The sequence below is a fragment of the Lacticaseibacillus pantheris DSM 15945 = JCM 12539 = NBRC 106106 genome, assembly GCF_001591865.1.
Taxonomy (GTDB): Bacteria; Bacillota; Bacilli; order Lactobacillales; family Lactobacillaceae; genus Lacticaseibacillus; species Lacticaseibacillus pantheris.
Genome location: NZ_BCVS01000002.1, coordinates 1 through 22,252, shown reverse-complemented (window position 1 = coordinate 22,252; position 22,252 = coordinate 1). Strand labels below are relative to the sequence as shown.

Below are 22,252 nucleotides of genomic sequence, written 5' to 3'. Positions count from 1 at the left end.
GTTTGAACGGTAATGTTTTTGTTGATGCGAGGGGGATAGCGTATGTTTTTAGCGTTAAAGGAAATTAAGAAGGAGAAGCTACGTTCGGGGCTGATTATAGCGATGATCGTCCTGATCAGCTACCTAATCTTCATCTTAACCAGTCTGGCTTTGGGCCTAGCGCAACAGAACACGGACGCGATTAGGTCGTGGAACGTGGACAAAGTTGTGTTGAACGCCGATGCGAATACCGACATGCGGCAGTCGTTCCTCAGCCAGCAACAGGTGGGCAAACTCACTAGCAAAGAGGCCTACATTGGCGAGACCACCGTGGTTGCGAAGGCCAAAGGGCGCAAGCAGTTGTCCGCTGTGTTCATTGGCCTCAAGGCTGACCAGTTTGTTGCTAAGAACGTGCAACTAACCAGTGGCCGCCGGGTCCGTGCTGGCCACGAGGTGGTTGTGGACGAGGCGTTTAAGCTTGCCGGTTACAAGTTGGGCAGCCGGGTCAAGTTGAATGCCGACGAAACCAAGTACACCATTGTTGGTTTTACGAAGGACGCAAAGCTGAATATTGCTCCCGCCGTGTACGGCCAGTTATCTACGTGGCGCGCGCTACGTGGGATGGCCAACGGTCCGGTAGCTAGTGCGGTGGTTTCGCGGAACGCCGACTACAAGAACGGACGTGCCGGGACGAAGACCTATACCACTGACCAAATCATTGCCAAGTTGCCTGGTTATCAAGCGCAGAACACAACGTTCGGAATGATGATTGGCTTCTTAATGGTCATCTCGTTAGTGATTATTGCGGTGTTCCTCTATATTTTGACCATGCAAAAGTTGCCGAACTATGCCGTTCTGCGTGCACAGGGCATTCCAAGCCGTGTGCTCGTGGGAGCGACGTTGAGTCAGTCGTTCATCCTGGTGGTGAGTGGTCTGATTATTGGGTCGTTATTGGCAGCCGTGACGGCGTTAGTAGTACCCGCGGCGGTGCCGATGGCCTTTGACATCCCGGCTTTGTCCGGCGTCGCGGTGGCGTTGTTGGTCATGGCGATGTTAGGCGCATTGGTACCGATTAAGAGCGTGCTCAGCGTGGATCCCGTTAGTGTGATTGGAGGTTAACCATGACAGCAATTTCGTTAGCTGGTGTGAGCCAGGTATTCGGTAAGGGCACGGCCAAAGTGCAGGCGCTCACTGACGTCAACTTTGAAGCCGAGGCGGGGACAATGACCCTCGTCATGGGGCCCTCGGGTTCCGGCAAGAGCACCTTCCTCACGATTGCGGGTGGCCTGCTCACCCCGACCAGTGGGGAAGTGACGGTCGATGGCACAACCTACTCTGACCGGACGAAGAAGGAGCGCGACGCATTGCGCCTGGACGCCATCGGCTTTGTACTCCAGGCGTACCACCTGTTGCCCTACCTCACCGTGGCGGACCAGTTTAAGCTAGTGGACAAGGTTAAGCCCGAGGGTAATTTAAGCAAAGATGATTTGGATAGGATTCTCGACACGTTGGGAATCGAGGACCTAGTGAACAAGTATCCCGACGAACTGTCCGGTGGGCAGCAACAGCGCGTGGCTATTGCCCGTGCTCTGTACCCCGACCCAGCCATTATTTTGGCGGACGAGCCCACCGCTGCTTTGGATAGCGAACGCGTGGCAGTCGTGGGGCAGCTGCTGAAGAGTCTGGCTGTCGACCACAACAAAGCCGTAGTGGTCGTGACCCACGATGTCCGCCTGGTCGACTTTGCCGACCGGATGTATGAGATCCGCGATGGTCAAATGACGCTGAAGTAACTACAACTATATTGATGATAGATACCGGCGGGGGGATGCACGATAGGCGCGTCCCCGGCCGGTATCTTTGTGTGTAATGGCGAAGTAAGTTAACTGGTTAAGTATATTGACCGCGGTGGGAAGTTGCTGTATGATATTGTTTGTCGTTAATAGTAATGATTACGAATTAAACGCGGAGGTCAGCAGTATGGAAAAGACTGATTTGTCGACGGCGCGGCGCAACATGCATAGTTCAAACATCAAAACGCGGAAGCGCGCACTGCGGACTTTGCATGAAGTTAAGCGTAATGCTAAGAAACAGAAGTAACAGTGATTAAGCACCCTGCGCGGAGGCGCGTGGCGGCAACCAACGGCCTGATCACCAGGAAATTCGGATAGGAAGGTGCACAATTGGCTAAGAAATCAAAGATTGCAAAACTCCGGCGGCAGGAGCTATTGGTCGCAAAGTATGCCCAACGGCGGCAGGAACTTAAAGCCGCGGGGGACTACGTAGGTTTGTCCCAGCTACCCCGTGATTCGAGCCCGGTGCGGTTGCATAACCGTGACCAACTTGACGGCCGGCCGCATGGGTACATGCGCAAGTTTGGCATGTCCCGGCTGAACTTTCGGGACTACGCGCATAAGGGCCAGATCCCTGGCGTGCGTAAGTCGAGCTGGTAGTTGAATATTCCGGTTGAGGTGGCGACGGTTACTTGCCCGTATATAAATAGACCGCACTACTCGTAACGCGTTTGGCGTGCGAGCAGTGCGGTCTATTTTTGTGCGCTTAAACCATGTACGTTGTGGAGGTTACTTGTCCGCCGGTGATTGTGTTTGCGCACAGTCCGCGCACAAGCCGTACAGCTCAACGTTGTGGCCCGTGATGCGGGCGCCCGGTAGTTGTTGGGCAAAGAAATCCTCGGGGCATAATTGTATTTCCTGGACGCGGTGACAGTTGGTACAGATGAAATGGTGGTGGTGGGGATGCTGATAATCACACTGAATTTTGACCACGGACCGTTCACTCTGGACCTCAGTTTCGACAACATCGAGCGCGGCGAATTCCTTGAGGTTGCGGTAAATGGTGTCATGCGACATCCCCGGGTAAAGCGTGCGCATGTGGGCGTCCACCGCGGTCACTGGGACGTAGTGGTTACTTTGCTGGCACAGGTAATCAATTAAAGTGCGCCGCTGCTTGGTAATGCGCAGGCCGCTATCCTTGATGCGGGTGAGTGCTGTCGTTTGGCTGTCCATCATCTAATACCTCCTTTGATGACACCGTCCGGCAAAGTTGTGCCTGAATCGTCATCATTACGATTTACGATTATAACACTAATTGTGCCGATTGAGATTAATTGTTGTGCTGCCCCGTACGGTGTATTGCTTGCCGTATAACGGGCTCACGTCGAGTTAACAACCAAGTATAAGTGAGGCTGGCAATTCCTGACTGCAGGTAGATATTCCAGCTAGCGGCAGTCGTGAAGTTCCGGAAGCTAAAAATATCTTTCGTGATTTCCATACCCATTTCGTGCAGTAAGTTCACGTGTTCCCCAGTGATCAGGGCCATGCCGATACCAAATGCAAAGATGATGAGCCAGCCCAGTAGGTAGGTGATCCCGCGACGTAGTTCCACGATGGGGCGGCCGTGTTTGTCCTGTTTATCAGTCACCCTTATTTGCGCACCGGCTGCCTGTAACCAGGCGGCGCCAACGCCCACAATAATTGTCAGTATTACCAGCATCAATGCTGGACGAGCCTTGAATAGTGCCTGGATTCCCATAATTAAACTATATGCGGGGATTAACACCGCTTCCCAACGTGAAACCTTCTCCATGCGTAACGCGTTGCGGGTAAATATCAGTACACCCACAAGCAAAACAATGATTCCGACCATCTGACGTAACTCCCGTTGAAAGTATTTAGTGCTGATTATACTCGATTATTGTGGAGGCGTGTTGTCAGCATTGTTCCACGTGAAGCATTTTTCAGAACATTTTGACGCGCTAATCTTGAAGGTGAAAAAATTTGACACCCAAGATAACACCTGCCATAATCACGTTATATAAACAGGACGGCGATGATGAGATGAGTAAGCCAGATACCCGACGAAGAGAGCCCACGAATTGGTGCGAGTGGGAACGGGTAGACGGCTGAATATGGTCTTGGAGCAACAATGGGCAGGTACCCCGTATAGTACCAGGCTGTGTTAGCAGCCTTGAAGGCGTTCAGGGTGACCTGGATGCGAAGTGCCAGTGGTAGCACGCGGAAGCGGCCGGCAATCATCAACTTGATGGTTGTCGACCGCTTTTTGGTTCTTATCACCGTCGGACTGTTGGGTAGCAGGTATATTTTGAGGGGGAATTTGCAAATGAGGAAGAATATTTTGGCGGTAGGCTTTGCCGCAGCGGCCGTTGCGTTGATTCTGGGAGCGTGCGGAGCCAAACAAACAAGTAGTAAAGCGCCTAAGCAGGTTTTGCGGTGGACGGAGGCAACTGAACTGCCTACTGACGATCCAGCACAGGCTACGGATACGTTAAGTTTCAACGTATTACTCAATACGCAGGAAGGGTTGTACCGTGCCTCCGATAAGGGGCAGAAAACCAACCTGGCTTTGGCCAAAAGTGTACAGGTTAGTCCTGACGGCAGAACATACAAAGTAACACTGCGGAACGCTAAGTGGAGTAACGGCGACCCCATCACGGCGCAGGATTTTGTGTACGGGTGGCAACGGGTGGTCGACCCAAAAACTAAGTCGCAGGATGCATTCTACTTTTATCAGGTGGCAAACGCGCAGGAGGTTAACACCGGTAAAAAGCCGCTTTCGGCCCTGGGGATTACCGCGCAGGGGAGTAAGCACCTGACTATTAAACTCACCAAGCCAGTGTCCTACTTCAAGAAGCTGCTGGCCTGGCCGTTGTTCTTCCCACAGAACAAGCAGGCCGTGGAGAAGTACGGCAAAAAGTACGGCACCAACTCCACTGCGCAGGTTTACAGTGGGCCGTTCAAACTGGCCAAGTGGACGGGTTCCAACGATTCATGGCAGCTGGTCAAAAACAACCAGTACTGGGATAAGCAACATGTGAAACTAAGCACAATCAAGGAGCAAGTGGTCAAGGATGCGAACACCGGCCTGAACTTATTTGATACCGGCAAAGTGGATGAGACGGTGCTCTCTGGAGAAACCGCCGTGGCTCAGGCGAACAACAATGAACGGGTGGACCGCCTCAGTTCCAACCTAACGCGCGTCGACCTCAACGAAAACAAGGTACCGGCGTTTAAGAACGCTGATGTGCGGCGGGCATTTTCCTTAGTAGTCAATCGACAGGAGATTGCGAAGCACGTGCTACAGGACGGGTCACGCGGTGCCATCGGGTTCACGCCAATTGGTTTGGCCACCGGTCCGGACGGGCAGGATTTTGCTAAATCTAGCAAAGTAGCTAGTGGCGTTGATTACGACTTAAGTAAGGCCAAGGCGTTGTTGGCAAAGGGTCTGGCGGCTACCAACACAAAGAGTTTAAATCTGACGTTACTCACGAACGACGCCGAAACTACTAAGAGCGTGGCAGAGTACCTCCAAAACCAGTTTGAGCAACTGCCTAACGTCAAGGTAACGCTCAAGTCAATTCCTAACGCCCAGCGATTACAGTTACAGACGTCGGGAGACTACGACCTGGCCCTAACAGCTTGGCAGTCCGTCTTTGGGGATCCGATCAACTTCCTCGACATTTGGTCCAGTGATTCGAGCTATAACAGCAGCCAGTGGCATAACGCTGAGTTTGACCAGCTACTGGCCGACGCGGAAAACAAGTACGGCAACAACGCCACCAAGCGCTGGCAGACGCTGGTTAAGGCGGAAAAGTTGCTGATGAAGGAACAAGCCACAATTCCACTGTTCCAGTCCAATAGTCGTCAGTTGTTAAAGTCTAAGGTCAAGGGTGTTAATTACAACCCGTCTGGTGTGCCGTACGACTGGAAGTCGGCATACATTGCGAATAAGTAAGGTTGTTTAAACAGGTAGTATGTAAGCCGGCGTCCATTCAGGGACGTCGGCTTTTGTGTCCAGCATTATTTCCCGGGAAATAGTTCATGTGGAGTTAGCCGGGTCGCAATCGTGTATGATGACTATTCACTTCCAGGAACTTTAAAACAAAGTTGGAGTTATACGAGGCTGAGAATAAAAAGAACGCCACCAGTTTGGTTTGAGAACTGGTGGCGTTATTCTATATCTACAAATGAAATTTTACTCGTTTGCTGGTGGTACACCGTTACCGTGCTGGTTTTGGGTACCTGGCTGGATTCGTGTGCCTGACTGGTTAGGCTGGTTGACCATGTACTCGCTAATGTAGTTAATAATCTGGCGATTCTGTGGCAGGTCACTGTGACTGGCGTCGTCGCCCGATACGGTAATCTGCGTGTAGTGCTCCACCTGAGTTTGGAAAATATACTTTCCGGCCAGTACACTCGCGATTGGGACCGTACCGTCACCATCAAGGTTTTCGGTGCCGGCGAGGGAGAAGACCGTCAAGCTTGATGGTAGCTTTGTGCGACTATCAATCATGTCCTGTAACATCTGTGTGCGGTTACTGTCGTTGCTTTCCTCCAAGTTGTATGGAGTGCCGATCGTCATCAGGCGGGTCATGCTAACGTCGTCGCTACTATAGTATTTTTCTAGGAACAGGGTGAAAATGAGTCCGCCGTTACTGTGACCGATCCCACGAAAACGGTTGAAGTGGTAGGTGGACGCCAACTTTTTAAAGGCGATGTTAAACCATTCTGCTTGTTTCTTAATGTTGTTGTAGCCGTCCGCGTTGTTCTGGAATGCGACCACGATGTATGGCTCGTTATCGCGGGCGGCGATGCTGCCGGTGTAGGTGAGGGAGCCATCAGTTTTGACCGTAATCTTCAGCAAACTATGGCCAGAGGTGCGTTGGTTGAGCTCGGTAATCAGAGTGTTGAAGCGATTCTGTGTGGCCGAGCTCCCGGGAATCAGGATGATGGGCTCCATCCGTGAATTATGCACCACCTTGGCCTCACTGACGTTGGCGTGCATCCAGTGCACGGCCGGCCAGCTGATACCGGCAATGGCCCCGATGACCACAATTACCAGTAAGATTTTACGCCACTTTGCTTTAATCATCGTATTCGCCCCCGTTCTGAATCTGCTGTGCCGCCCTGTCAGCGATACGCACGAACGGCAAGTATATGAGCACGGATAACGCCAAGCAAAGTAGCGCAACCACTAGTGCTGCCCAGCTACCGTTGGTGCCCAAAAACGCTTGAAACGGTCCTGGAGCCGTTCCGGGAACGTTATATACCGCTGCTGGCATAATGTGGGTCTTAATTGCTGCCCAGGCGAGTGTCATGCTGGCCATTGGGGCCACCATGTACGGTATGAGCATGATGGGATTGAGTAGTAAGGGGTAACCGAGGAACATTGGCGTCCCGACGTTGATGATAATTGGTACCAACGCTACTTTGGCGAGTCGGCGGTGTTGACGTTGCCGGCTCACCCAGAGTATAGCAATGATTAGTCCCAGCGTCATACCAACGCCACCGAACATGGCGAACGGTTGGTAAACGGTCCCCATACTAACTGGATACGGGACGTTGTTCAGACTGGCGTGTGCGAGTGCATACTCCAAATTGGCGCTACTTTGCGTGTTGGCTAGGGCAGGATTGAGCGGATTAATTGGTCCGGGGACGCCGAACCAACTCAATAGGTTGTTGAGACTGGTGTTCGCGGCAATGCGGATGATTGCGTGTGAAGACCTGCCGGTAATCAACGAGGTGGTGCTGTAGATAATACCGGTAAGTCCGCTGGATGCCAGCTCGTACAGCGCGAGTCGCAGCAGGGCGCTCGCGGCAGTAATCAGTGCAAGCAAAGCTGTGACCGGTACCGGGCCAACTTTGCGTTTCAGGTGCCAATCGTGGCTAAACAACCACCCCACAACGGTTCCCAGTAGGACACTGGCAAAGACGCCCCGGATGCCGAGGTTGGGCAGGTTGATGCCGACCACGCCAGCATTGCTAACGGTTGCGTTCAGAATCAGAAAGCTGACCGTGCTGGTGATTGCGGCGGCATATTGGGGGCGCCCATGCAGCGCGGTAACGTTGAGGGCCATGAAGTATGCCAGCGCCAGGGCGACAATGCCGATTGTGAAAGTGCCAACAACGTTCAGACCGTTATGAATCGTGTTGAAGTAGGGGATATGGTTGGGTAGATTGTATATTTGTGCAAAGAAACCATCGCGACTAAAGGTGCTGAGTGTGAGGGCGCGGACCCAGGTGCCCACTAAGACCAAGGGCATAATGTTAATGAGTGTTTGTTGTAGCGCGTGGTACGGCAGCCAGTGGCCCAGACGGGCGGACTGGCGAACAGCAAAGTTGGCGCTACGATCCCAGAATGTATGCATGGCAATTCCTCCATCGTCGCCGTAAGTGTACCAGATTTATCTGGTCGTGGCGATTGATGAGTGGCGGTGTTAAAAAACGTTATTAAAGGGTAGTGCACATTCCCGTTACACAAACTTCTACGAACGGTTACTGGCAAAGCATATTTTCTTCACAGGCTCCGGGCATAATGATTTACATAGCAACGAGGAACCCAGACCTCGTTACTACCCACAAACTTCTTCTTCATAAATTGGTAACCGGCTTGCCCAGAAGCCGGTTACCCCTCCCTCATCGGCTCCCGCGTCCCAGCGCGGGGGCCGTGTTTTGTGCTGCGCAGCCTCTTAGCGCTTAGAGGGTGCCATTCGGAGGCTGTAGTGTTAACTGGTTTGATAGTAGTCAGAACGAGTACGGTGGCGTGTAGCCCTTGCCCGCTTTAGCGCGTATTCACCACCGAGAGATACATATCCCTACCAAATATCCGTCCCAACAAGTGTATACTATTCATCAACAAGGGGGGCTCGCCAATGCCAACAGATTGTGTTATTTGCCAGCGAATCCAAATGATTCAGGCTGGTACCAATCCTTACTTTGTTTGTGAACTATCCACGGGTTACGTGGTTCTCGGAGATTCGCAATATTTCCCGGGTTATACTATATTCCTGGCAAAAGAGCACGTGCATGAACTGTACCTAATGCCGAAGCAGCAAAGGGTGCAGTTTATGCTGGAAATGAGTTGGGTGACGGAGGCTTGTGCGCAGGCTTTTGATGCCGACAAGATGAACGTCGAAATGTTAGGCAATGGTGATGCGCATGCACATTGGCATATCTTCCCGCGCCATGATGGCGATACACCGCGGCCCGGACCGGTATGGTGGGTGGATCCAGCGGTAATGTATGCCGACGAGACCGCGCCCACGCCATCCCAACTGGTGGATGCTAAACGGTCGCTGGCGATTGCGATTCAGCGGGTGTGCCAACGGGAATCATAAGAAGAGGGGTTTACGTATGGTGACAGAACGAGCAGACCAAGGAGTACATAAAGCGTTAATCGTGATTGATATGCAGGTTGGCGTCAGCCCGTTGTACCATGGCGATGATGTGCGGTCCCGCATTCGTGAGCGGGTGGATACATTCCACCGCGCGAACAAGCCGGTGATTTTTGTTCAACATACCGACGAAGACTTACCGCTCGGATTGCCCCAATGGCAGCTAGTAGCGGGGCTCGGCCAGCAACCAAGCGATTTCTACGTGCGTAAAACGCACGCGGATTCGTTCTACCACACGAATCTCACGGACGTCCTGACTAGCGTGGACGCACGGACTATTGAAATATGTGGGGCAGAAATTCCGTACTGTCTGGATGCGACCATCAAGGCTGCCTTTGACCGTGAATACCACATCGAGTTGGCCCATGGTACTGTGTCCATGACGGAGCCCGTGGGACAGTCAATTCCCACAAAGTTACTTGTGGAACATTACCACCAAGTTTGGGATGGTCGGTTTGTTACTTACATTGAAGATTAGATAGGGGCGGCGGAAGATGACGGATATTACTGTGGGCGTGCTTGCTCACGTGGACGCCGGCAAAACGACGCTATCAGAGGCGCTGCTGTACCGGGCGGGAACCTTGCGCGAGTTAGGGCGTGTGGACAAAGGTGACGCTTTTTTGGATCCGGATACCGTGGAGAAGCAGCGTGGGATCACCATCTTTACGCACCAAGCCCAGCTCCAGTACAACAACGTGCCACTGACCTTACTGGATACGCCCGGACACGTCGACTTTGCGGCCCAGACCGAACGCGTTTTAAGCGTGTTGGACTACGCGGTGTTGGTTGTGGCCGCACCAGACGGGGTTCAGGGGTACACCCGCACGCTTTGGCGATTGTTGCAACGTTACCGGGTACCCACGTTCATCTTTGTTAACAAAATGGATGCTCCGGGGACCGACCGTGCCGCTATTATGCAGGCACTCCAGCATGATTTGGACGCGGGCTGTGTCGATTTCACGGACGCACTAACTGACGAGGACTACGAACAGATTGCGCTACAGGATGACGAGGTGTTGGCGGACTATCTGGAGCAGGGCAAAGTCGCACCAGACACCGTTACGGCAATGATTGGCCGGCGGCAGGTTTTCCCCTGCTACTTTGGTGCAGCCCTCAAGCTGGCAGGCATCGATGAATTATTAACTGGGTTGACCACCTGGACTAAGTCTCGGTCGTGGCCGGATGATTTTGGTGCGCGTGTCTTCAAAGTCAGTCACGATGAACGCGGTGAGCGACTCACTTGGCTGCGCGTCACGGGTGGTGCTTTGCACGCCAAGGACATTGTGGTTGATGGTGAGAAGGCCAACCAGCTCCGCGTGTACAACGGGGCCAAGTTCACGGTTGTCCCGGCAGTGTCGGCGGGTTCGGTGTGTGCCGTTACCGGTGTGACTAGCGCGGCGGTGGGGCAAGGATTAGGTGCCGAGCCGGACGCCTTAAGTCCGTTACTCCAACCAGTACTGACGTATACGGTGACGACCGGGAGTGCTGATCCCCATGAGTGTTTGCTGGCCATGCAGCAGTTGGCGGGTGAGGACCCGTTGCTACGGGTAACGTGGGTGTGCACACTGGATGAAATTCACGTCCAGGTGATGGGTACAATTCAACTGGAGGTCCTGCAGCAACTGCTTTTGGCTCGGTTTGGGCTCGACGTTTCATTTGTGCAGGGCGGCATCATTTATCAGGAGACGGTGACCGCACCGGTTGAAGGCGTCGGCCACTTTGAACCTTTGCGCCACTACGCGGAGGTACACCTCATGCTCACGCCGACCGCGCCAGGGAGCGGCCTACGCTTCGCCAGTGACTGTTCTGTTGACGTGCTGGCAAGTAACTGGCAGCATCAGGTGCTGACGAGCTTAGCGGCAAAGGAGCACCGCGGGGTACTTACGGGTGCGCCCATCACGGATATGACGATTACGTTAGTGAATGGTCGGGCCAGCAACGTCCACTCCGTTGGTGGCGACTTTCGGGAAGCAACTTGGCGCGCCGTACGGCAAGGGTTGATGATGGCTCGGGAGCAGGGGCAAAGTCAGTTGCTGGAACCCTGGTATGCGTTTCAACTGACGGTTGCTGGGGATCAAGTTGGTCGTGCGTTGAACGATATTCAGCAGATGCACGGCGACTTTGATTCGCCGAATGATGTAGCGGGGATGGTCACCATTAGTGGTCACGCACCCGTCGCGGAAATGCAGGACTATGGCCAGCAGGTGCGGGCATATACGCACGGGCGGGGACAGTTTGACTGCGTGGTGGATGGTTACCGTCCTTGCCATAACCAGGACGAGGTGGTGGCCGCTGCAGACTATGCGCCGGTTAGTGACCTCGATAACACACCTGACTCGGTCTTTTGTGCGCATGGCGCTGGCTACCCGGTGCCGTGGGACGAGGTACCCCGCATGGCGCATGTGGACTATCAGAGCTAGTGGGTGAGCGGAAATGTTTCACGTGGAGCATTGCGCGTATGGCGCCACTAATGGCTTTAGGGCTGCCCCGACGTTGGGTTGATTCAATTTAGATGGATAGGGAAAATGCAAATTAAAACGTTAGACAATATCAATAATGTTCAGATGAGCCAGTTAATGGCAATTTGGTTGGCGGGTAATTTACAGGCTCATGATTTTGTGCCGGCGGCGTTCTGGCAAGAAAATGCAGCTGCAGTGCGCAAATCGTTGCCCAATGCGACCATTACTGTTGCCGTCAACCCTGATGGTCAGATAGTGGGTTTCATTGGTCTTCAGAAAGACTATATTGCCGGACTTTTTGTTGCGGCCAAGTACCAAAATCAAGGGATTGGGCACCAACTGTTGGCTTTCGTGAAGCATCAGCAAACTGTATTGGTGCTGGATGCCTTTGAACAAAACACGGGTGCAGTGCGCTTTTATCAGCGTAATGGCTTCGTGATTGCCGAACGCCGAGTCGAAGGTGATACCCACCAAACGGAATACCAGATGGTTTGGCATCGGTGAAGGCAGTGCTGTAACACGCGAAACACAAAATGGACAGCTTCAGCGAGGCTGTCCATTTTAATTACGCAGGCAATCCTGTAAGCCACACACCGTGATGGTTGTGGACACGATACGATGGAAAACAGGATCGGCGCATCGAGGTATAGCCCTCCCGCTTAGTAAGCCAGTAACCCCAAAGCAATGGTGATGGCCGCGGGTAGTGCCTGGACTAGGAAAATTTTCTTGGTGGCGGTCAATCCGCCAAAGATGCCCACAATCAGCACGAAGAGTGCCAAGCCCAGTTGTGCCATCACTTTGACCTGACCGGCAGGCAGAAATGCGGACGCTACCAGCAGGGCACCCAGCATACCGTTGTAGATACCCTGGTTTTTGAGGGCGGTTTGGGCTCCGGACTGGGCCACAAATTCAGCGTCCATATCAAACGCGTTAGCCTGTGTTGATTGGGAGGCAAACATTTCTAGGCCCATAATACCTAGGTGCAAAACTCCCAGTGTAACGATTAGAATTGTGAAAACTGTGTTCATAGTTAAATACCTCGCAAGTGTTTTTTTAATTGATGACAACCGTTATTATACGCCGCGCGTACAGCAGCGTCACCTTTGTGTTGAGCTGATGCCTTGCTAGCAGTACAATCGCCTTTAAGGACAAATATTGACGAAGGACAGGCACTACATATGCGTATTGAAGAAGGATACATGCCGTTTCGCGGTTACCAGACGTATTACCGCATCGTGGGGGAGCCCAACCCGGACAAAGCACCGTTGTTACTGATTCACGGCGGCCCGGGTTCGTCCCACAATTACTTTGAACTAATGGACGACTATGCTGAGACTGGCCGCCAGCTGATCATGTACGACCAGGTGGGCTGTGGTAAATCCTCGCTACCGGAGGATGAATCGGTGTACGTCAAAGAAACGTGGGCGGCCGAACTCATCGCGTTGCGTGAGTACCTGCACCTAGACGAGGTGCACATGTTGGGGCAGTCATGGGGCGGGATGCTCGAAATGTACTACCTGACCAGCTTTGACCCCCAGGGTATTAAGAGCGTCATGATTGATGGCTCGCCGGCGTCCATCAAGCTGTGGACGCAGGAGCAACACCGGCTGATTTCGTACTTGAGCTACGAAGACCGCGAGGCGATTGCTGAAGCCGAGCGTACCGGTGACTTCACCGGCCCGAAGTATTTGGCCGCCAACGACCGTTACATGGAGCGGTACTGCTGGGATGATCCCGACGAGAACTCTCCGGAACCACTACGCCGTCCCACCAACGGGCAACGCGCGAGCCGCATTGCTGAGGGGCCGAACGAGTTCACCGAGAACGGCACCATCAGCGACTTTGAAGTTACGGACGAGCTGCACAAAATCCACGTACCCGTGCTGGTGACTAACGGGACCGACGATTTGTGCACTCCGCTCATTGCCAAGTCGGTGTACGATCACATTCCTGGCGCTAAGTGGCACCTGTTTGCGAACAGCCGCCACCTCGCATTGCTCGACCAGCACGATGAATTTATTGATGTTCTGGATCAGTGGCTAACCGCCAACGATTAAATGCGCGGTTAACTATGGTAAAGGCCCCCACGCGGCGTGCACCCGATGGTGTGCGCGGCGTGGGGGCCTATTGTATGCCTAATGTACGTAGACGGTGATGACCGTGACGAGGCCAAAGACAATCCCGGGCAAGTTGGAGATGATTACGGGCCAATCCTTATAGGTTTTGTTCCAGCCGTAAGCTACCCATAGGCAGGCGTTAATGGATGCGACCAGTGGTTGAATGGGTGATACGGGACTACCAGAAAAGTTGGCGATAATCTGCGGGATGTACGATATGTACATCGAGATACACATAATCGTTGCCACCTTACTTAAAATCTTGAGCCGTTTAACCCGTTTGGGGTCCACCGCCTCTTTGCCTTCTGGATATTTGGACGTATCAATTCGCATATACGCGCTGCCTCCTTAAATAATTAATTGGTGCTAAATATAACACGGATTGGCGTGTGAGGCAAGTGCGAGCGGCAACGGGGTGCTGATAAATAACGGTGATTAGGCGGACTGATTCATGCTAAATCGGTGTCGGTAGACTCGTCGGTAAGACGGTCACGCCCGTTATTCTTCGACTGATATAAATAACGGTCACTGCGTTTAAAGAAGTTGGTGGCACTGTTATCGTTAGGGTTAGCGACTGCCAGGCCGAATGAAGCCGTCACCTGTAGTTGCCCCTCTGTTAGTGGGATGGCTAACGTTTTAAGCGCCAGCTGGCAGTCATGCACAACTTTGCGGGCTGTATCCAAGGACGTGTTGGGCAACAGTATCGCGAATTCCTCGCCGCCAGTGCGGTAGAACTTGTAGCTGTCGTTTTGATTGCTAAGTAGCTGCTTTAGCTGGCGGGAAAAGGCGATGAGGGTCTGATTACCCATGAGGTGGCCGTACGTATCGTTAATCTGCTTAAAGTGATCCACATCAATGGTGATCAGCGCTAGGGGGTGATCGTCATGGTTATCGAACGTGTCATTAAGGTCGCTCCGGAAAGTTGCCCAGTTGCGAGCATGCGTGAGGGCGTCATATTGCACCTCGTGCGTGAGTTTGGCCAATATTCGCTGGTCGTGTTGGACGTACTGGTCAAAGTCCCACAGGGCGAGGTACGCCCATACAAATGCGATAAAGTTGGCAATCGCGAGCCCGAGTGGCAAAGGCCGGGGCGCGCCAAGGTACATGGCAACCCAGAAGATGGTCCCGACAACAATTGCGGGCAAGATGTATAGCCAACGCTGGTTGGACCATAATTTAGCGTACCAACGTTCAGCATAAATCAGGAAACACGCACACAGAAATAGCGTCCAATTAGTGATAGTCATTGCGCCCGTTGAAATGTAGGTAGTAGCGGCCACTAACTGGATAATAGCAAAGCCAACCAGGTTAGATGTTAGCAGGTTTGAATAGATGAGGATGGTGCTTTGTACGTTGACGAACGCCCAAAATAGCATCGTGTTGCTGGCGGTTCCGTACAGGTAGCGCATCAGGATAACCATGAGGCATATGTAAATCAATAGGGGGTACACGGACTGTGCGCGGCCTAGCGCGCGGGAACTCACGACGCGCTTGCGTGTGCCCGCATCGATTTGTGCGTAGACGGAAATAAACCCCAGCATACTAATGATAACTATGAAGATAGTAGTAATGTATGGTGCAAAGTTCATCGTGTGCCCCCCAATGGCTAATTTTATCCGACCCAAGTCACTTCAACATAGGCTATGACGCGGGATTGGTCAATCATTTTCTGATAATTTGTCCCGTTTTTCAAATTAGGGTTTAACTGGATGACCATAATATGCCCCATCGTGGGTAGCCAGTACCTGGGTATGTATGTCAAGATAGTGAATGGTTAAGGTGACCAGTGTGTCATCACGGAGTGATAGCGGCATGTCTGAGGTTGACGATTAGCCCCACATTGCCGCCATAAACTAACGAGTCGAGGGTAAATTAAGATGCAAATTTCAAAGTCGCGGGCGAACATCATGCTGTTTGTGGCTGCCATCATCTGGGGAGCAGGATATATATGGTCCAAGCAGGCCACTAACGCGGGGATGCACGCCGGATTAATCAACGCTATCCGCGGATTTATCTACGCCGGCCTGGTGTATTTACTGTTTCATCGGGCGGTGAACCACATGTCGCAGTTGGATTTGCGCATTGGCCTCACTGCCGGGATCATCAATTTCCTGGGTTACCAGATTCAGACGGTCGGGTTGATGTACACCACACCGGCGAATAACGCGTTTCTTACTGCTATCTACGTCGTGATTGTACCGTTCGTGGTGTGGCTGTTTTTCCATCAGCGGCCGGAGCCCAAGAGTTACTTAGCCATTCTAATTTGTATGGTGGGGATGGCCTTCTTGACTAACGTAGTGGGCCACGGACTGACGCTGCACTTGGGCGACCTACTGACTATTCTGTCCGCATTCTTTTATGCACTACAAATCGTCTACTTTGGGATGTCCGCTACCCAGTCCAACCCGTGGACTCTGGCCTTCCTGCTGGGGTTAACACAGGGGGTGCTAGGCGGCGCCTGGTCTTTGCTCTTTGAACGGGGCTCATATGCCAGTGTTAATTGGCAAGCGGGGCTCGTGCCGGTCATTATTTTGGGCCTCGCGTCCTCCTTTGGTGCTCAGACCCTGCAGGTTTTGGGCCAAAGGTTCACCGACCCCACGCCGGCAGGTTTAATCCTGATGCTGGAATCGGTGTTCGGTAGCGTGTTCTCCGTGGCTTTTGGCTTTGAACCCTTTACGTACAACCTGTTAGTCGGTGGAGCGTTGATTATTGTGGCGTTGCTAATCATGCAGGTAGGGCTCCGACGATTATGGCGGGTGCGGCGTCACGCGGAATAATTTCCCGGGAAATAATGGCGATTACGATGGATAATGAGACGCAACCGTCGTACGCGCGTATTGTCGGCACGCGGCATGCATATTGCCACTCCCAGTTGCGCAACTATAGGTGGAAAGTAGCGACTTTACCCGCATAAGTTGCTGGTGTTACGCACTTGGCGCGCTCATACTGATAATAGATAAAGGAAGGGTGTGATGGTAATGAAGTTTGCGGACCAAGTAAAGCAATTACGTACGGAGCGTGGGTGGTCACAAGATGAACTGGCTGCCAAGGTGTTTGTTTCACGGCAGGCCGTCTCGAAGTGGGAAAACGGTGATGGTAATCCTGATCTGGAAACAGTGGTCAAGCTTGCCAATCTATTCGGCGTGAGCCTGGACGAGTTGGTGCTAGCCACACCGGTAAAAACGGCCACGCCCCAAATTGATGAACGACTGTACACGTACGACCCCATTAAGGGTGAGTACGTTCGGCGTCCACAAGAGTGGAATTTTTGGCGCTTTGCGTCCGCGTACTGGTGGCTGGTCTTCCCGTTGGGCGGATTTATTACCTGGATGGTGAACAAAGTATGGTGATCAATCACCGTTGGGGGTAGGACGTTTGTATTTGCGGCAACCGGTTGTCGGCGGTATAGTAAGTTGAGATAACGGTTTTGGGAGGCTGCAATGCAGACTGCAGAAGATATTTTTGAGGCCATCATGGCCGACCCCGATAATGAGCAGTTTACGGCTGCGGGGATTGAACCGCTGTACCACGTTGAGCCAGCGGCAACGATTATGATTGTTAGTCAGGCCCCTAGTCGTCAGGCGCAGTTAGCGCGGACGTACTGGCACGATCCCAGTGGCGACCGCTTGCGGCAGTGGATGGGTGTTAGTGACGATGAGTTTTACCACTCCGGTAAGATTGCCGTCGTGCCTTTGGACTTCTATTACCCGGGCAAGGGCAAAAGTGGTGACTTGCCGCCCCGCAAGGGATTTGCGGATAAGTGGCATGAACCGTTGTTTGCGTTGATGCCCCACGTGCAGCTAACCCTATTGATTGGCGCGTATGCGCAACGGTATTACTTGCCGCAGCGTCAACGCACGTTAACGGCTACTGTGCAGCACTACGCGGATTACGCGCCATATTTCCCGTTGGTGCACCCATCGCCACTCAACTATGGTTGGCTCCATAAAAACTCGTGGTTCGAGCAGGACGTGGTGCCGGCTTTGCAACAACAGGTGCGGTCATTATTACAGTAACCTGGGAATTACTCCACACAGAAAAAGTGGTTCAGCATTGCGCATGCTGAACCACTTTTTTGATATGCGTAGTGATACGCTTACTGACTGATTACAGAACAAAGTCCAAGATGATCCAACCCATCACGCCCAGTATCGCTAAACCAGCAAAGTTAAGGGCGGAGAAGCCGAGAAAGAAGCGTCCTTGGCCGTGGTTACCAAAGTCGGTGTACTCTTTGAACACCAGCAAGTTGCACATCGAACCCACCACGGTGCCCAAACCGCCAATGTTAGAGCCCAAGAATAGGGCTTCCTGGAAATTGGTGAATTTCCCAATCAGCACCGTTGACGGTACGTTGGAGATAAATTGGCTGCTAACCAGGCTGGTGAGGTAGACGGAGTGCTCGCTGGCCATGAGTCCAGATACCAGCGCGACCACCCATGGCATTTGCCGGAGTACGCTCACGATGACGAAGAACCCCGCAAAGGTGAGAACGATGGCGTAGTCCACGTGGAGCATGATGTGTGGGTCAAACGCCAAGGCCAATACGATGGCGGCGATTGCGCCAACCCAGGACGGAATGAAGCCCAGTACACCAATGAAGATAATCAACGCTACTACGCAGGTGATGATAGTGGGCCGCTTTTGAATCCGGATATCGCGAACGGGGACCGATGGTAATGGTTCCTTTTTAATAAAGAAAATAAAAATTGTCAGTAAGATTAGGCTTGCGATTAATAGCGGAATTGACCAGGTAAAGAAAGTACCCACATTAATATGGTAATGGTTCATCAAAAAGATGTTGTGCGTATTACCGAAGGGGGTGAAGGCACTCCCGAAGTTAGCCGCCATGCCGATCAAGGTCACCGGCAGAATCTCTGGTAGCTTGAACTTTTTGGCGATGCGCAGGTATAGAGGAATCAGCGTGATGACGGTGACATCGTTGGTCATGAACATACCGGCTACCACCGCCAGGAGCACGAACATCCACGTCAGCTGCCGGGTAGATGTGGCCAGGCTGGTGAGTCGGTACGTAAAGTAATCCAGGATGTGGAGGTACTCAAACACCTGGATGATAATCATCATTGCAAGAATGGAGAATAGTGTGGAAAAGTTAATGTCTGCAAGGCGTGGCCTAGCAAAGAATAGACTAATCACTGCCAACACCGCGGTAATTTGGAGTACGTGGTCCTTGGCAATATTTTTGATTACGGTCATGGATTAACCCTCTTCGAAAATTGACTCAACGATAATATTTTGCACTTAAAAAAATGTGTGTACTACCGGGCTAGTGTAAAACTATCGTAAACATCGGGGCCATAATGTTTACAAACCAACGTATTTCCCGGGAAATAATAACGATGTGGAAGGCTAATAATCTCAGAATGGACGAAGGAAGCACTTTAGTGTAAGCTTGCCCAAACTAGTGGAGGAGCAATTAATGACAACAATCGACGTAATTGCTGAATATATTGATCAAAAACCCGCCGCGGCCAAATCATCCATGAATGATTTGTACCAACTCTTGTTGGCAATCATGCCTGGTGCCGAGCGCAGGATTAGCTACCGGATGCCCACGTTCTTTGTTGACGGCCAGCCGGTAGTCTACTTTGATGCACACGACGGTTATACCGGTTTCTACCCAACCTCAGCTCCCATTAAGGAATTTGAGTCTGAACTTAGTCAGTACCGGCATAGCAAAGGCGCGGTGCATCTGCCGTGGGATCAGCCCTTACCGGCACCTTTGCTTACCAAGATGGTGCAGTCGCGGATTGCCAGCATTAAGGCGGGCAAGGCACATCCCCAACGCGTCACTCGTGCTGCTGAGCCAATGACGGACGAAGTCGCTCAGGCGTTGGCAGCGGCTGGTTTGCGCGGACAGTACGATGCCCGGCCGTGGTATCAGCGTAACGATTATTTACGCTGGATTGGTGCGGCCAAGCAACCGGCCACGCGGGCACGCAGGTTGGCACAGATGTTGTCGGAGTTGCGCGCAGGTGATGTTTACATGCGGATGGCCTGGGGACCCCGCAAGTAGTATGACCAGACACAAATAGAGGGGACTTAGCCGCAACAAGCACGTTGCGGCCAAGCCCCCTCTATTTATTTAGCTAGTTATTGACATTAGTGGTAGCGTTGTGCGGATTAGTCGTTGGTTGCCGACATTTCGCTACTGTTAGCGGTGGTGCTGGTTGGGTTTGCGCTATCCTCGCGTTCCTCGATGGCACGTTCAGCCGTGTCGTCAGTCTTAAAGGACTGGCCGGACAGTTTAGCGATGAGGATACCACCAATCAGGCCAGCTGCCAGGAACGGAACAAAGTCCATTGAGATGGTGAACATCGGAATGTAGCGAGTGGCGAAGGCGTCGATGGTCTTGAAAAATGACATGTTAGCCAAGAACGGTGGCAGTGCGTGGATAGCATCCAGGATGGCGGGAATCAGGGTTAGGCCCACCGTCGTCCGGTAAACGGTACGCTGCTTGCCGATGAATGGGTGGAGCATCCCGAGCAAAATCATGGCCATTGCCAGAGGGTAGAGTAGCATCAGGATTGGCGTGGATAGGGCGATGATGGTGTCCAGGCCAAAGTTGGCAATCAGGAATGAGCATGAGCAGGTAAAGAGCAGGAACTTACCAAAACCAATCTTAGGAAAACGCCGACCCAGGTCTTGGGAGAAGGATGTTACCAGGCCGATGGAAGTGGTGAGACATGCGATGATGGCCATGGCTGCCAGGATGCCCGTACCGATGATACCAGTGTAGTGCGTCATGATGGCGCTGAAGGCAGGACCACCGTTGGAATAAACCTTGGTGAACTGGAGGGAAATAACACCCAGCATGATTAGGCCGAGGTAGATGAGGGCTTCAAGCCCCATGGAAAGCGCCCCAACTTTGGCCACGTCACTGGAACGCTGACCAGCCTTGAGAATACCGAAGTGCTTGAGTGCGGCCACGATGGTAACCCCAAAACCGAGTCCGGCTAGAGCATCCATGGTGTTGTAACCCTGCAGGAATCCGTAGGTGAAGTTGCTACCAGCCTTGGTGGCGTGGGTAGCGGCTGCCAGTGTGGAGCCGTCACCTTTGATTAAGAATGCTGCGATGAACACCGCAATCAGGAGAATCAGCAGCAGTGGGTTGAGCAGCTTACCAACGTAGTTCGGCATCTTGTCCGGGTTCTTCGATAGGAAGTACGTGAGGCCAAAGAAGATGGCGGAATAAATTAGTAGCGAAATTTGTTCGGACCCCTTGGGAATGAAAGGCAGGATGCCGATTTCAAAGGAAGTGGCGGCAGTACGGGGGGATGCGAACAGCAAACCAAGCGTTGCGTGCGTCGCGATGAGGAAGAAGAGGGCAAAAATTTTGCCGGCTGGACGCGCCAGTTGGTACATGCTGTCACTTTCGGTCATGGAGATGGCTAGGATGGCCAGCAATGGTAGCAGGATGGCCGTGATGATAAAACCAAAGGTGGCCGGAATCCAGTTACCACCAGCGGCTTGTCCGAGGTGAATGGGGAAGATCAGGTTCCCGGCGCCGAAGAAGAGGGCGAAGAGCATGGAACCGAGGGTTAAATATTGCTTTTTAGTGAGATGCTTTGTCTGTGATTTCATTTCCATAATGGTGACCTCCAAAAATAATAGCGTATTGAAACAATTGGGCGTAGGTGACTTGGCCGAGCCACCCGGACAAAAAAAGCGCCCTTAGTAAACCGTTAGTTTACTAAGGGCGCCATTGCGCTTTACCACCTTAATTCGTTTATCCGTCACCGAATAAACCTCGGAGAGTACGACCGTGACCGGTTCACGGTGATACTCCATTGCTGTAATGGGCGCAATCCCAGTCGCCACTTCCTTGCGGTCGCAGCAACGACTCATAGCCTACTTTCACCGGGTTAACGAGGTCGCTTCACACTGACCGCGACTCACTGACACGCGCTACCGATTACTCTGCTACTCTTCGTCTTTGTTTCAATTGATGTTGGTACTAAGATAAATTAAATAAATGTGAAAGTCAAGAGAAAAACCAAAAAAATCTCATTTGTTGATTCGACCATTGTGCGCATTACCATTTTTAGGACGAAGGTGGGGGCCGAACACGCGGGTGGGCTTTGGGACTGCGGGTTACGTGCCCTGCGCCGTAGGTTGCTACGGTAGTGGTCAACGACCGACGCTGCCTACCCTTACTGTGGAAACTACGCCTGTGGGTACGAAGCCTCCGCCCCAACGCCCGCCCAAGTTCGTGGGCTCTGATTCTGAACTCGCCTGCTATACACCTAAGTTAGTGCATGGTACAGGTTTCGCTATTATCGCAAACATGCGGTATCGTGTCGTCTAGGTGCGTTCTCGTCTCCTAGTCTTGGATTATGATACGCCTCTGAACGTAGCGATGAACATCTACCATTGGTCGTACCGGCGTGGTGGTGGAGTTTGAGCGGCTGGTCCCCACGATGGCTGTATGCCCGTAGTTCTGGTTGAATTAGTGCCAGTAGTGCGTC

The 22,252-nt window shown here is 52.5% G+C and carries 23 protein-coding genes and 1 pseudogene; 14 read left to right on the top strand and 10 right to left on the bottom strand.

The window, feature by feature from the left end:
• Positions 1–42 precede the first annotated feature (42 nt).
• From LPA02S_RS00435 to rpsN, 4 genes are all read left to right on the top strand, one after another.
• Positions 43–1,098 (top strand): ABC transporter permease, encoded by a 1,056-nt coding sequence (locus LPA02S_RS00435; protein ID WP_054648513.1) that lies wholly within the window; start codon positions 43–45, stop codon positions 1,096–1,098.
• Between the two features lie 2 nt (positions 1,099–1,100).
• A complete protein-coding gene (locus LPA02S_RS00430) occupies positions 1,101–1,772 on the top strand; it encodes an ABC transporter ATP-binding protein (RefSeq protein ID WP_054648515.1) in 672 nt (223 codons plus the stop codon).
• A 187-nt stretch (positions 1,773–1,959) separates the two neighbouring features.
• The gene (locus tag LPA02S_RS11720; protein ID WP_162203969.1) at positions 1,960–2,079 is read left to right on the top strand and encodes a putative metal homeostasis protein; all 120 of its coding nucleotides are present in this window, start codon (positions 1,960–1,962) and stop codon (positions 2,077–2,079) included.
• Positions 2,080–2,162: 83 nt separating this feature from the next.
• Positions 2,163–2,432 carry a 30S ribosomal protein S14 gene (gene rpsN / locus LPA02S_RS00425; protein WP_054648517.1) on the top strand — a complete coding sequence of 90 codons (270 nt, stop codon included), beginning with the start codon at positions 2,163–2,165 and terminating at the stop codon, positions 2,430–2,432.
• 129 nt (positions 2,433–2,561) lie between these two features.
• On the opposite strand, the gene LPA02S_RS00420 is transcribed toward rpsN, so the two are convergent.
• From LPA02S_RS00420 to LPA02S_RS11575, 3 genes are all read right to left on the bottom strand, one after another.
• The gene (locus tag LPA02S_RS00420; RefSeq protein WP_054648578.1) at positions 2,562–3,005 is read right to left on the bottom strand and encodes a Fur family transcriptional regulator; all 444 of its coding nucleotides are present in this window, start codon (positions 3,003–3,005) and stop codon (positions 2,562–2,564) included.
• Between the two features lie 97 nt (positions 3,006–3,102).
• Entirely contained in the window at positions 3,103–3,645 is a 543-nt protein-coding gene (locus LPA02S_RS00415) for a hypothetical protein (RefSeq protein WP_054648520.1), read from the bottom strand.
• A gap of 164 nt (positions 3,646–3,809) precedes the next feature.
• Positions 3,810–4,073 (bottom strand): hypothetical protein, encoded by a 264-nt coding sequence (locus LPA02S_RS11575; protein WP_156470965.1) that lies wholly within the window; start codon positions 4,071–4,073, stop codon positions 3,810–3,812.
• 46 nt (positions 4,074–4,119) lie between these two features.
• Here LPA02S_RS11575 and LPA02S_RS00410 point away from each other — a divergent pair, with 46 nt between their 5' ends.
• The gene (locus LPA02S_RS00410; RefSeq protein ID WP_054648580.1) at positions 4,120–5,751 is read left to right on the top strand and encodes a peptide ABC transporter substrate-binding protein; all 1,632 of its coding nucleotides are present in this window, start codon (positions 4,120–4,122) and stop codon (positions 5,749–5,751) included.
• Positions 5,752–5,991: 240 nt separating this feature from the next.
• Here LPA02S_RS00410 and LPA02S_RS00405 read toward each other — a convergent pair whose 3' ends face one another.
• Both LPA02S_RS00405 and LPA02S_RS00400 read right to left on the bottom strand, forming a co-directional pair.
• Positions 5,992–6,888 (bottom strand): alpha/beta hydrolase, encoded by an 897-nt coding sequence (locus LPA02S_RS00405; protein ID WP_054648522.1) that lies wholly within the window; start codon positions 6,886–6,888, stop codon positions 5,992–5,994.
• The gene (locus LPA02S_RS00400) at positions 6,881–8,164 is read right to left on the bottom strand and encodes a PTS transporter subunit EIIC (RefSeq protein WP_056956493.1); all 1,284 of its coding nucleotides are present in this window, start codon (positions 8,162–8,164) and stop codon (positions 6,881–6,883) included. Before LPA02S_RS00400 ends, LPA02S_RS00405 begins: the two co-directional genes overlap by 8 nt.
• A gap of 504 nt (positions 8,165–8,668) precedes the next feature.
• Here LPA02S_RS00400 and LPA02S_RS00395 point away from each other — a divergent pair.
• From LPA02S_RS00395 to LPA02S_RS00380, 4 genes are all read left to right on the top strand, one after another.
• On the top strand, positions 8,669–9,133 hold the full coding sequence (locus tag LPA02S_RS00395; RefSeq protein ID WP_082405259.1) for an HIT family protein: 465 nt from the start codon (positions 8,669–8,671) through the stop codon (positions 9,131–9,133).
• A gap of 16 nt (positions 9,134–9,149) precedes the next feature.
• A complete protein-coding gene (locus LPA02S_RS00390) occupies positions 9,150–9,668 on the top strand; it encodes an isochorismatase family protein (RefSeq protein ID WP_054648527.1) in 519 nt (172 codons plus the stop codon).
• Positions 9,669–9,684: 16 nt separating this feature from the next.
• On the top strand, positions 9,685–11,610 hold the full coding sequence (locus LPA02S_RS00385; RefSeq protein ID WP_056956494.1) for a GTP-binding protein: 1,926 nt from the start codon (positions 9,685–9,687) through the stop codon (positions 11,608–11,610).
• A 105-nt stretch (positions 11,611–11,715) separates the two neighbouring features.
• Positions 11,716–12,153: a GNAT family N-acetyltransferase gene (locus LPA02S_RS00380; protein WP_054648529.1), complete on the top strand. Its 438-nt coding sequence runs from the start codon at positions 11,716–11,718 to the stop codon at positions 12,151–12,153.
• A 155-nt stretch (positions 12,154–12,308) separates the two neighbouring features.
• Here the strand turns inward: LPA02S_RS00380 and LPA02S_RS00375 are convergent, their stop codons facing one another.
• Positions 12,309–12,677, bottom strand: a complete 369-nt coding sequence (locus tag LPA02S_RS00375) for a DUF1304 domain-containing protein (protein ID WP_054648531.1) — start codon at positions 12,675–12,677, stop codon at positions 12,309–12,311.
• Positions 12,678–12,827: 150 nt separating this feature from the next.
• On the opposite strand from LPA02S_RS00375, the gene pepI reads away from it, so the two are divergent.
• Entirely contained in the window at positions 12,828–13,706 is an 879-nt protein-coding gene (gene pepI / locus LPA02S_RS00370; RefSeq protein ID WP_054648533.1) for a proline iminopeptidase, read from the top strand.
• A gap of 78 nt (positions 13,707–13,784) precedes the next feature.
• Here the strand turns inward: pepI and LPA02S_RS00365 are convergent, their stop codons facing one another.
• Both LPA02S_RS00365 and LPA02S_RS00360 read right to left on the bottom strand, forming a co-directional pair.
• Positions 13,785–14,099 (bottom strand): SemiSWEET family transporter, encoded by a 315-nt coding sequence (locus tag LPA02S_RS00365; protein ID WP_054648536.1) that lies wholly within the window; start codon positions 14,097–14,099, stop codon positions 13,785–13,787.
• Between the two features lie 116 nt (positions 14,100–14,215).
• Entirely contained in the window at positions 14,216–15,355 is a 1,140-nt protein-coding gene (locus LPA02S_RS00360) for a GGDEF domain-containing protein (protein ID WP_054648538.1), read from the bottom strand.
• Positions 15,356–15,643: 288 nt separating this feature from the next.
• On the opposite strand from LPA02S_RS00360, the gene LPA02S_RS00355 reads away from it, so the two are divergent.
• The 3 genes from LPA02S_RS00355 (at position 15,644) to LPA02S_RS00345 (ending at position 17,782) form a co-directional block, all read left to right on the top strand.
• Positions 15,644–16,543, top strand: coding sequence for a DMT family transporter (locus tag LPA02S_RS00355; RefSeq protein WP_082607854.1), 900 nt, complete (start codon positions 15,644–15,646; stop codon positions 16,541–16,543).
• A 195-nt stretch (positions 16,544–16,738) separates the two neighbouring features.
• Complete coding sequence (locus LPA02S_RS00350) at positions 16,739–17,116, top strand: helix-turn-helix transcriptional regulator (protein ID WP_054648540.1); 378 nt, start codon at positions 16,739–16,741, stop codon at positions 17,114–17,116.
• Between the two features lie 90 nt (positions 17,117–17,206).
• Complete coding sequence (locus tag LPA02S_RS00345; RefSeq protein WP_054648542.1) at positions 17,207–17,782, top strand: uracil-DNA glycosylase family protein; 576 nt, start codon at positions 17,207–17,209, stop codon at positions 17,780–17,782.
• A 91-nt stretch (positions 17,783–17,873) separates the two neighbouring features.
• Here the strand turns inward: LPA02S_RS00345 and LPA02S_RS00340 are convergent, their stop codons facing one another.
• Complete coding sequence (locus LPA02S_RS00340) at positions 17,874–18,980, bottom strand: SLC13 family permease (protein WP_056956495.1); 1,107 nt, start codon at positions 18,978–18,980, stop codon at positions 17,874–17,876.
• A gap of 223 nt (positions 18,981–19,203) precedes the next feature.
• Here LPA02S_RS00340 and LPA02S_RS11570 point away from each other — a divergent pair, with 223 nt between their 5' ends.
• A complete protein-coding gene (locus LPA02S_RS11570) occupies positions 19,204–19,800 on the top strand; it encodes a YdeI/OmpD-associated family protein (RefSeq protein WP_054648543.1) in 597 nt (198 codons plus the stop codon).
• 203 nt (positions 19,801–20,003) lie between these two features.
• Here the strand turns inward: LPA02S_RS11570 and brnQ are convergent.
• Positions 20,004–21,368, bottom strand: a pseudogene (brnQ, locus tag LPA02S_RS00330) (branched-chain amino acid transport system II carrier protein); the annotation flags it as partial.
• Between the last annotated feature and the right edge of the window lie 884 nt (positions 21,369–22,252).

Coding starts and splice junctions, on each gene's coding strand:
- LPA02S_RS00435 (WP_054648513.1), top strand. CDS start 43: ATGTTTTTAGCGTTAAAGGAAATTAAGAAGGAGAAGCTACGTTCGGGG.
- LPA02S_RS00430 (WP_054648515.1), top strand. CDS start 1,101: ATGACAGCAATTTCGTTAGCTGGTGTGAGCCAGGTATTCGGTAAGGGC.
- LPA02S_RS11720 (WP_162203969.1), top strand. CDS start 1,960: ATGGAAAAGACTGATTTGTCGACGGCGCGGCGCAACATGCATAGTTCA.
- LPA02S_RS00420 (WP_054648578.1), bottom strand. CDS start 3,005: ATGGACAGCCAAACGACAGCACTCACCCGCATCAAGGATAGCGGCCTG.
- LPA02S_RS00415 (WP_054648520.1), bottom strand. CDS start 3,645: ATGGTCGGAATCATTGTTTTGCTTGTGGGTGTACTGATATTTACCCGC.
- LPA02S_RS00410 (WP_054648580.1), top strand. CDS start 4,120: ATGAGGAAGAATATTTTGGCGGTAGGCTTTGCCGCAGCGGCCGTTGCG.
- LPA02S_RS00405 (WP_054648522.1), bottom strand. CDS start 6,888: ATGATTAAAGCAAAGTGGCGTAAAATCTTACTGGTAATTGTGGTCATC.
- LPA02S_RS00400 (WP_056956493.1), bottom strand. CDS start 8,164: ATGCATACATTCTGGGATCGTAGCGCCAACTTTGCTGTTCGCCAGTCC.
- LPA02S_RS00395 (WP_082405259.1), top strand. CDS start 8,669: ATGCCAACAGATTGTGTTATTTGCCAGCGAATCCAAATGATTCAGGCT.
- LPA02S_RS00390 (WP_054648527.1), top strand. CDS start 9,150: ATGGTGACAGAACGAGCAGACCAAGGAGTACATAAAGCGTTAATCGTG.
- LPA02S_RS00385 (WP_056956494.1), top strand. CDS start 9,685: ATGACGGATATTACTGTGGGCGTGCTTGCTCACGTGGACGCCGGCAAA.
- LPA02S_RS00380 (WP_054648529.1), top strand. CDS start 11,716: ATGCAAATTAAAACGTTAGACAATATCAATAATGTTCAGATGAGCCAG.
- LPA02S_RS00375 (WP_054648531.1), bottom strand. CDS start 12,677: ATGAACACAGTTTTCACAATTCTAATCGTTACACTGGGAGTTTTGCAC.
- pepI (WP_054648533.1), top strand. CDS start 12,828: ATGCGTATTGAAGAAGGATACATGCCGTTTCGCGGTTACCAGACGTAT.
- LPA02S_RS00365 (WP_054648536.1), bottom strand. CDS start 14,099: ATGCGAATTGATACGTCCAAATATCCAGAAGGCAAAGAGGCGGTGGAC.
- LPA02S_RS00360 (WP_054648538.1), bottom strand. CDS start 15,355: ATGAACTTTGCACCATACATTACTACTATCTTCATAGTTATCATTAGT.
- LPA02S_RS00355 (WP_082607854.1), top strand. CDS start 15,644: ATGCAAATTTCAAAGTCGCGGGCGAACATCATGCTGTTTGTGGCTGCC.
- LPA02S_RS00350 (WP_054648540.1), top strand. CDS start 16,739: ATGGTAATGAAGTTTGCGGACCAAGTAAAGCAATTACGTACGGAGCGT.
- LPA02S_RS00345 (WP_054648542.1), top strand. CDS start 17,207: ATGCAGACTGCAGAAGATATTTTTGAGGCCATCATGGCCGACCCCGAT.
- LPA02S_RS00340 (WP_056956495.1), bottom strand. CDS start 18,980: ATGACCGTAATCAAAAATATTGCCAAGGACCACGTACTCCAAATTACC.
- LPA02S_RS11570 (WP_054648543.1), top strand. CDS start 19,204: ATGACAACAATCGACGTAATTGCTGAATATATTGATCAAAAACCCGCC.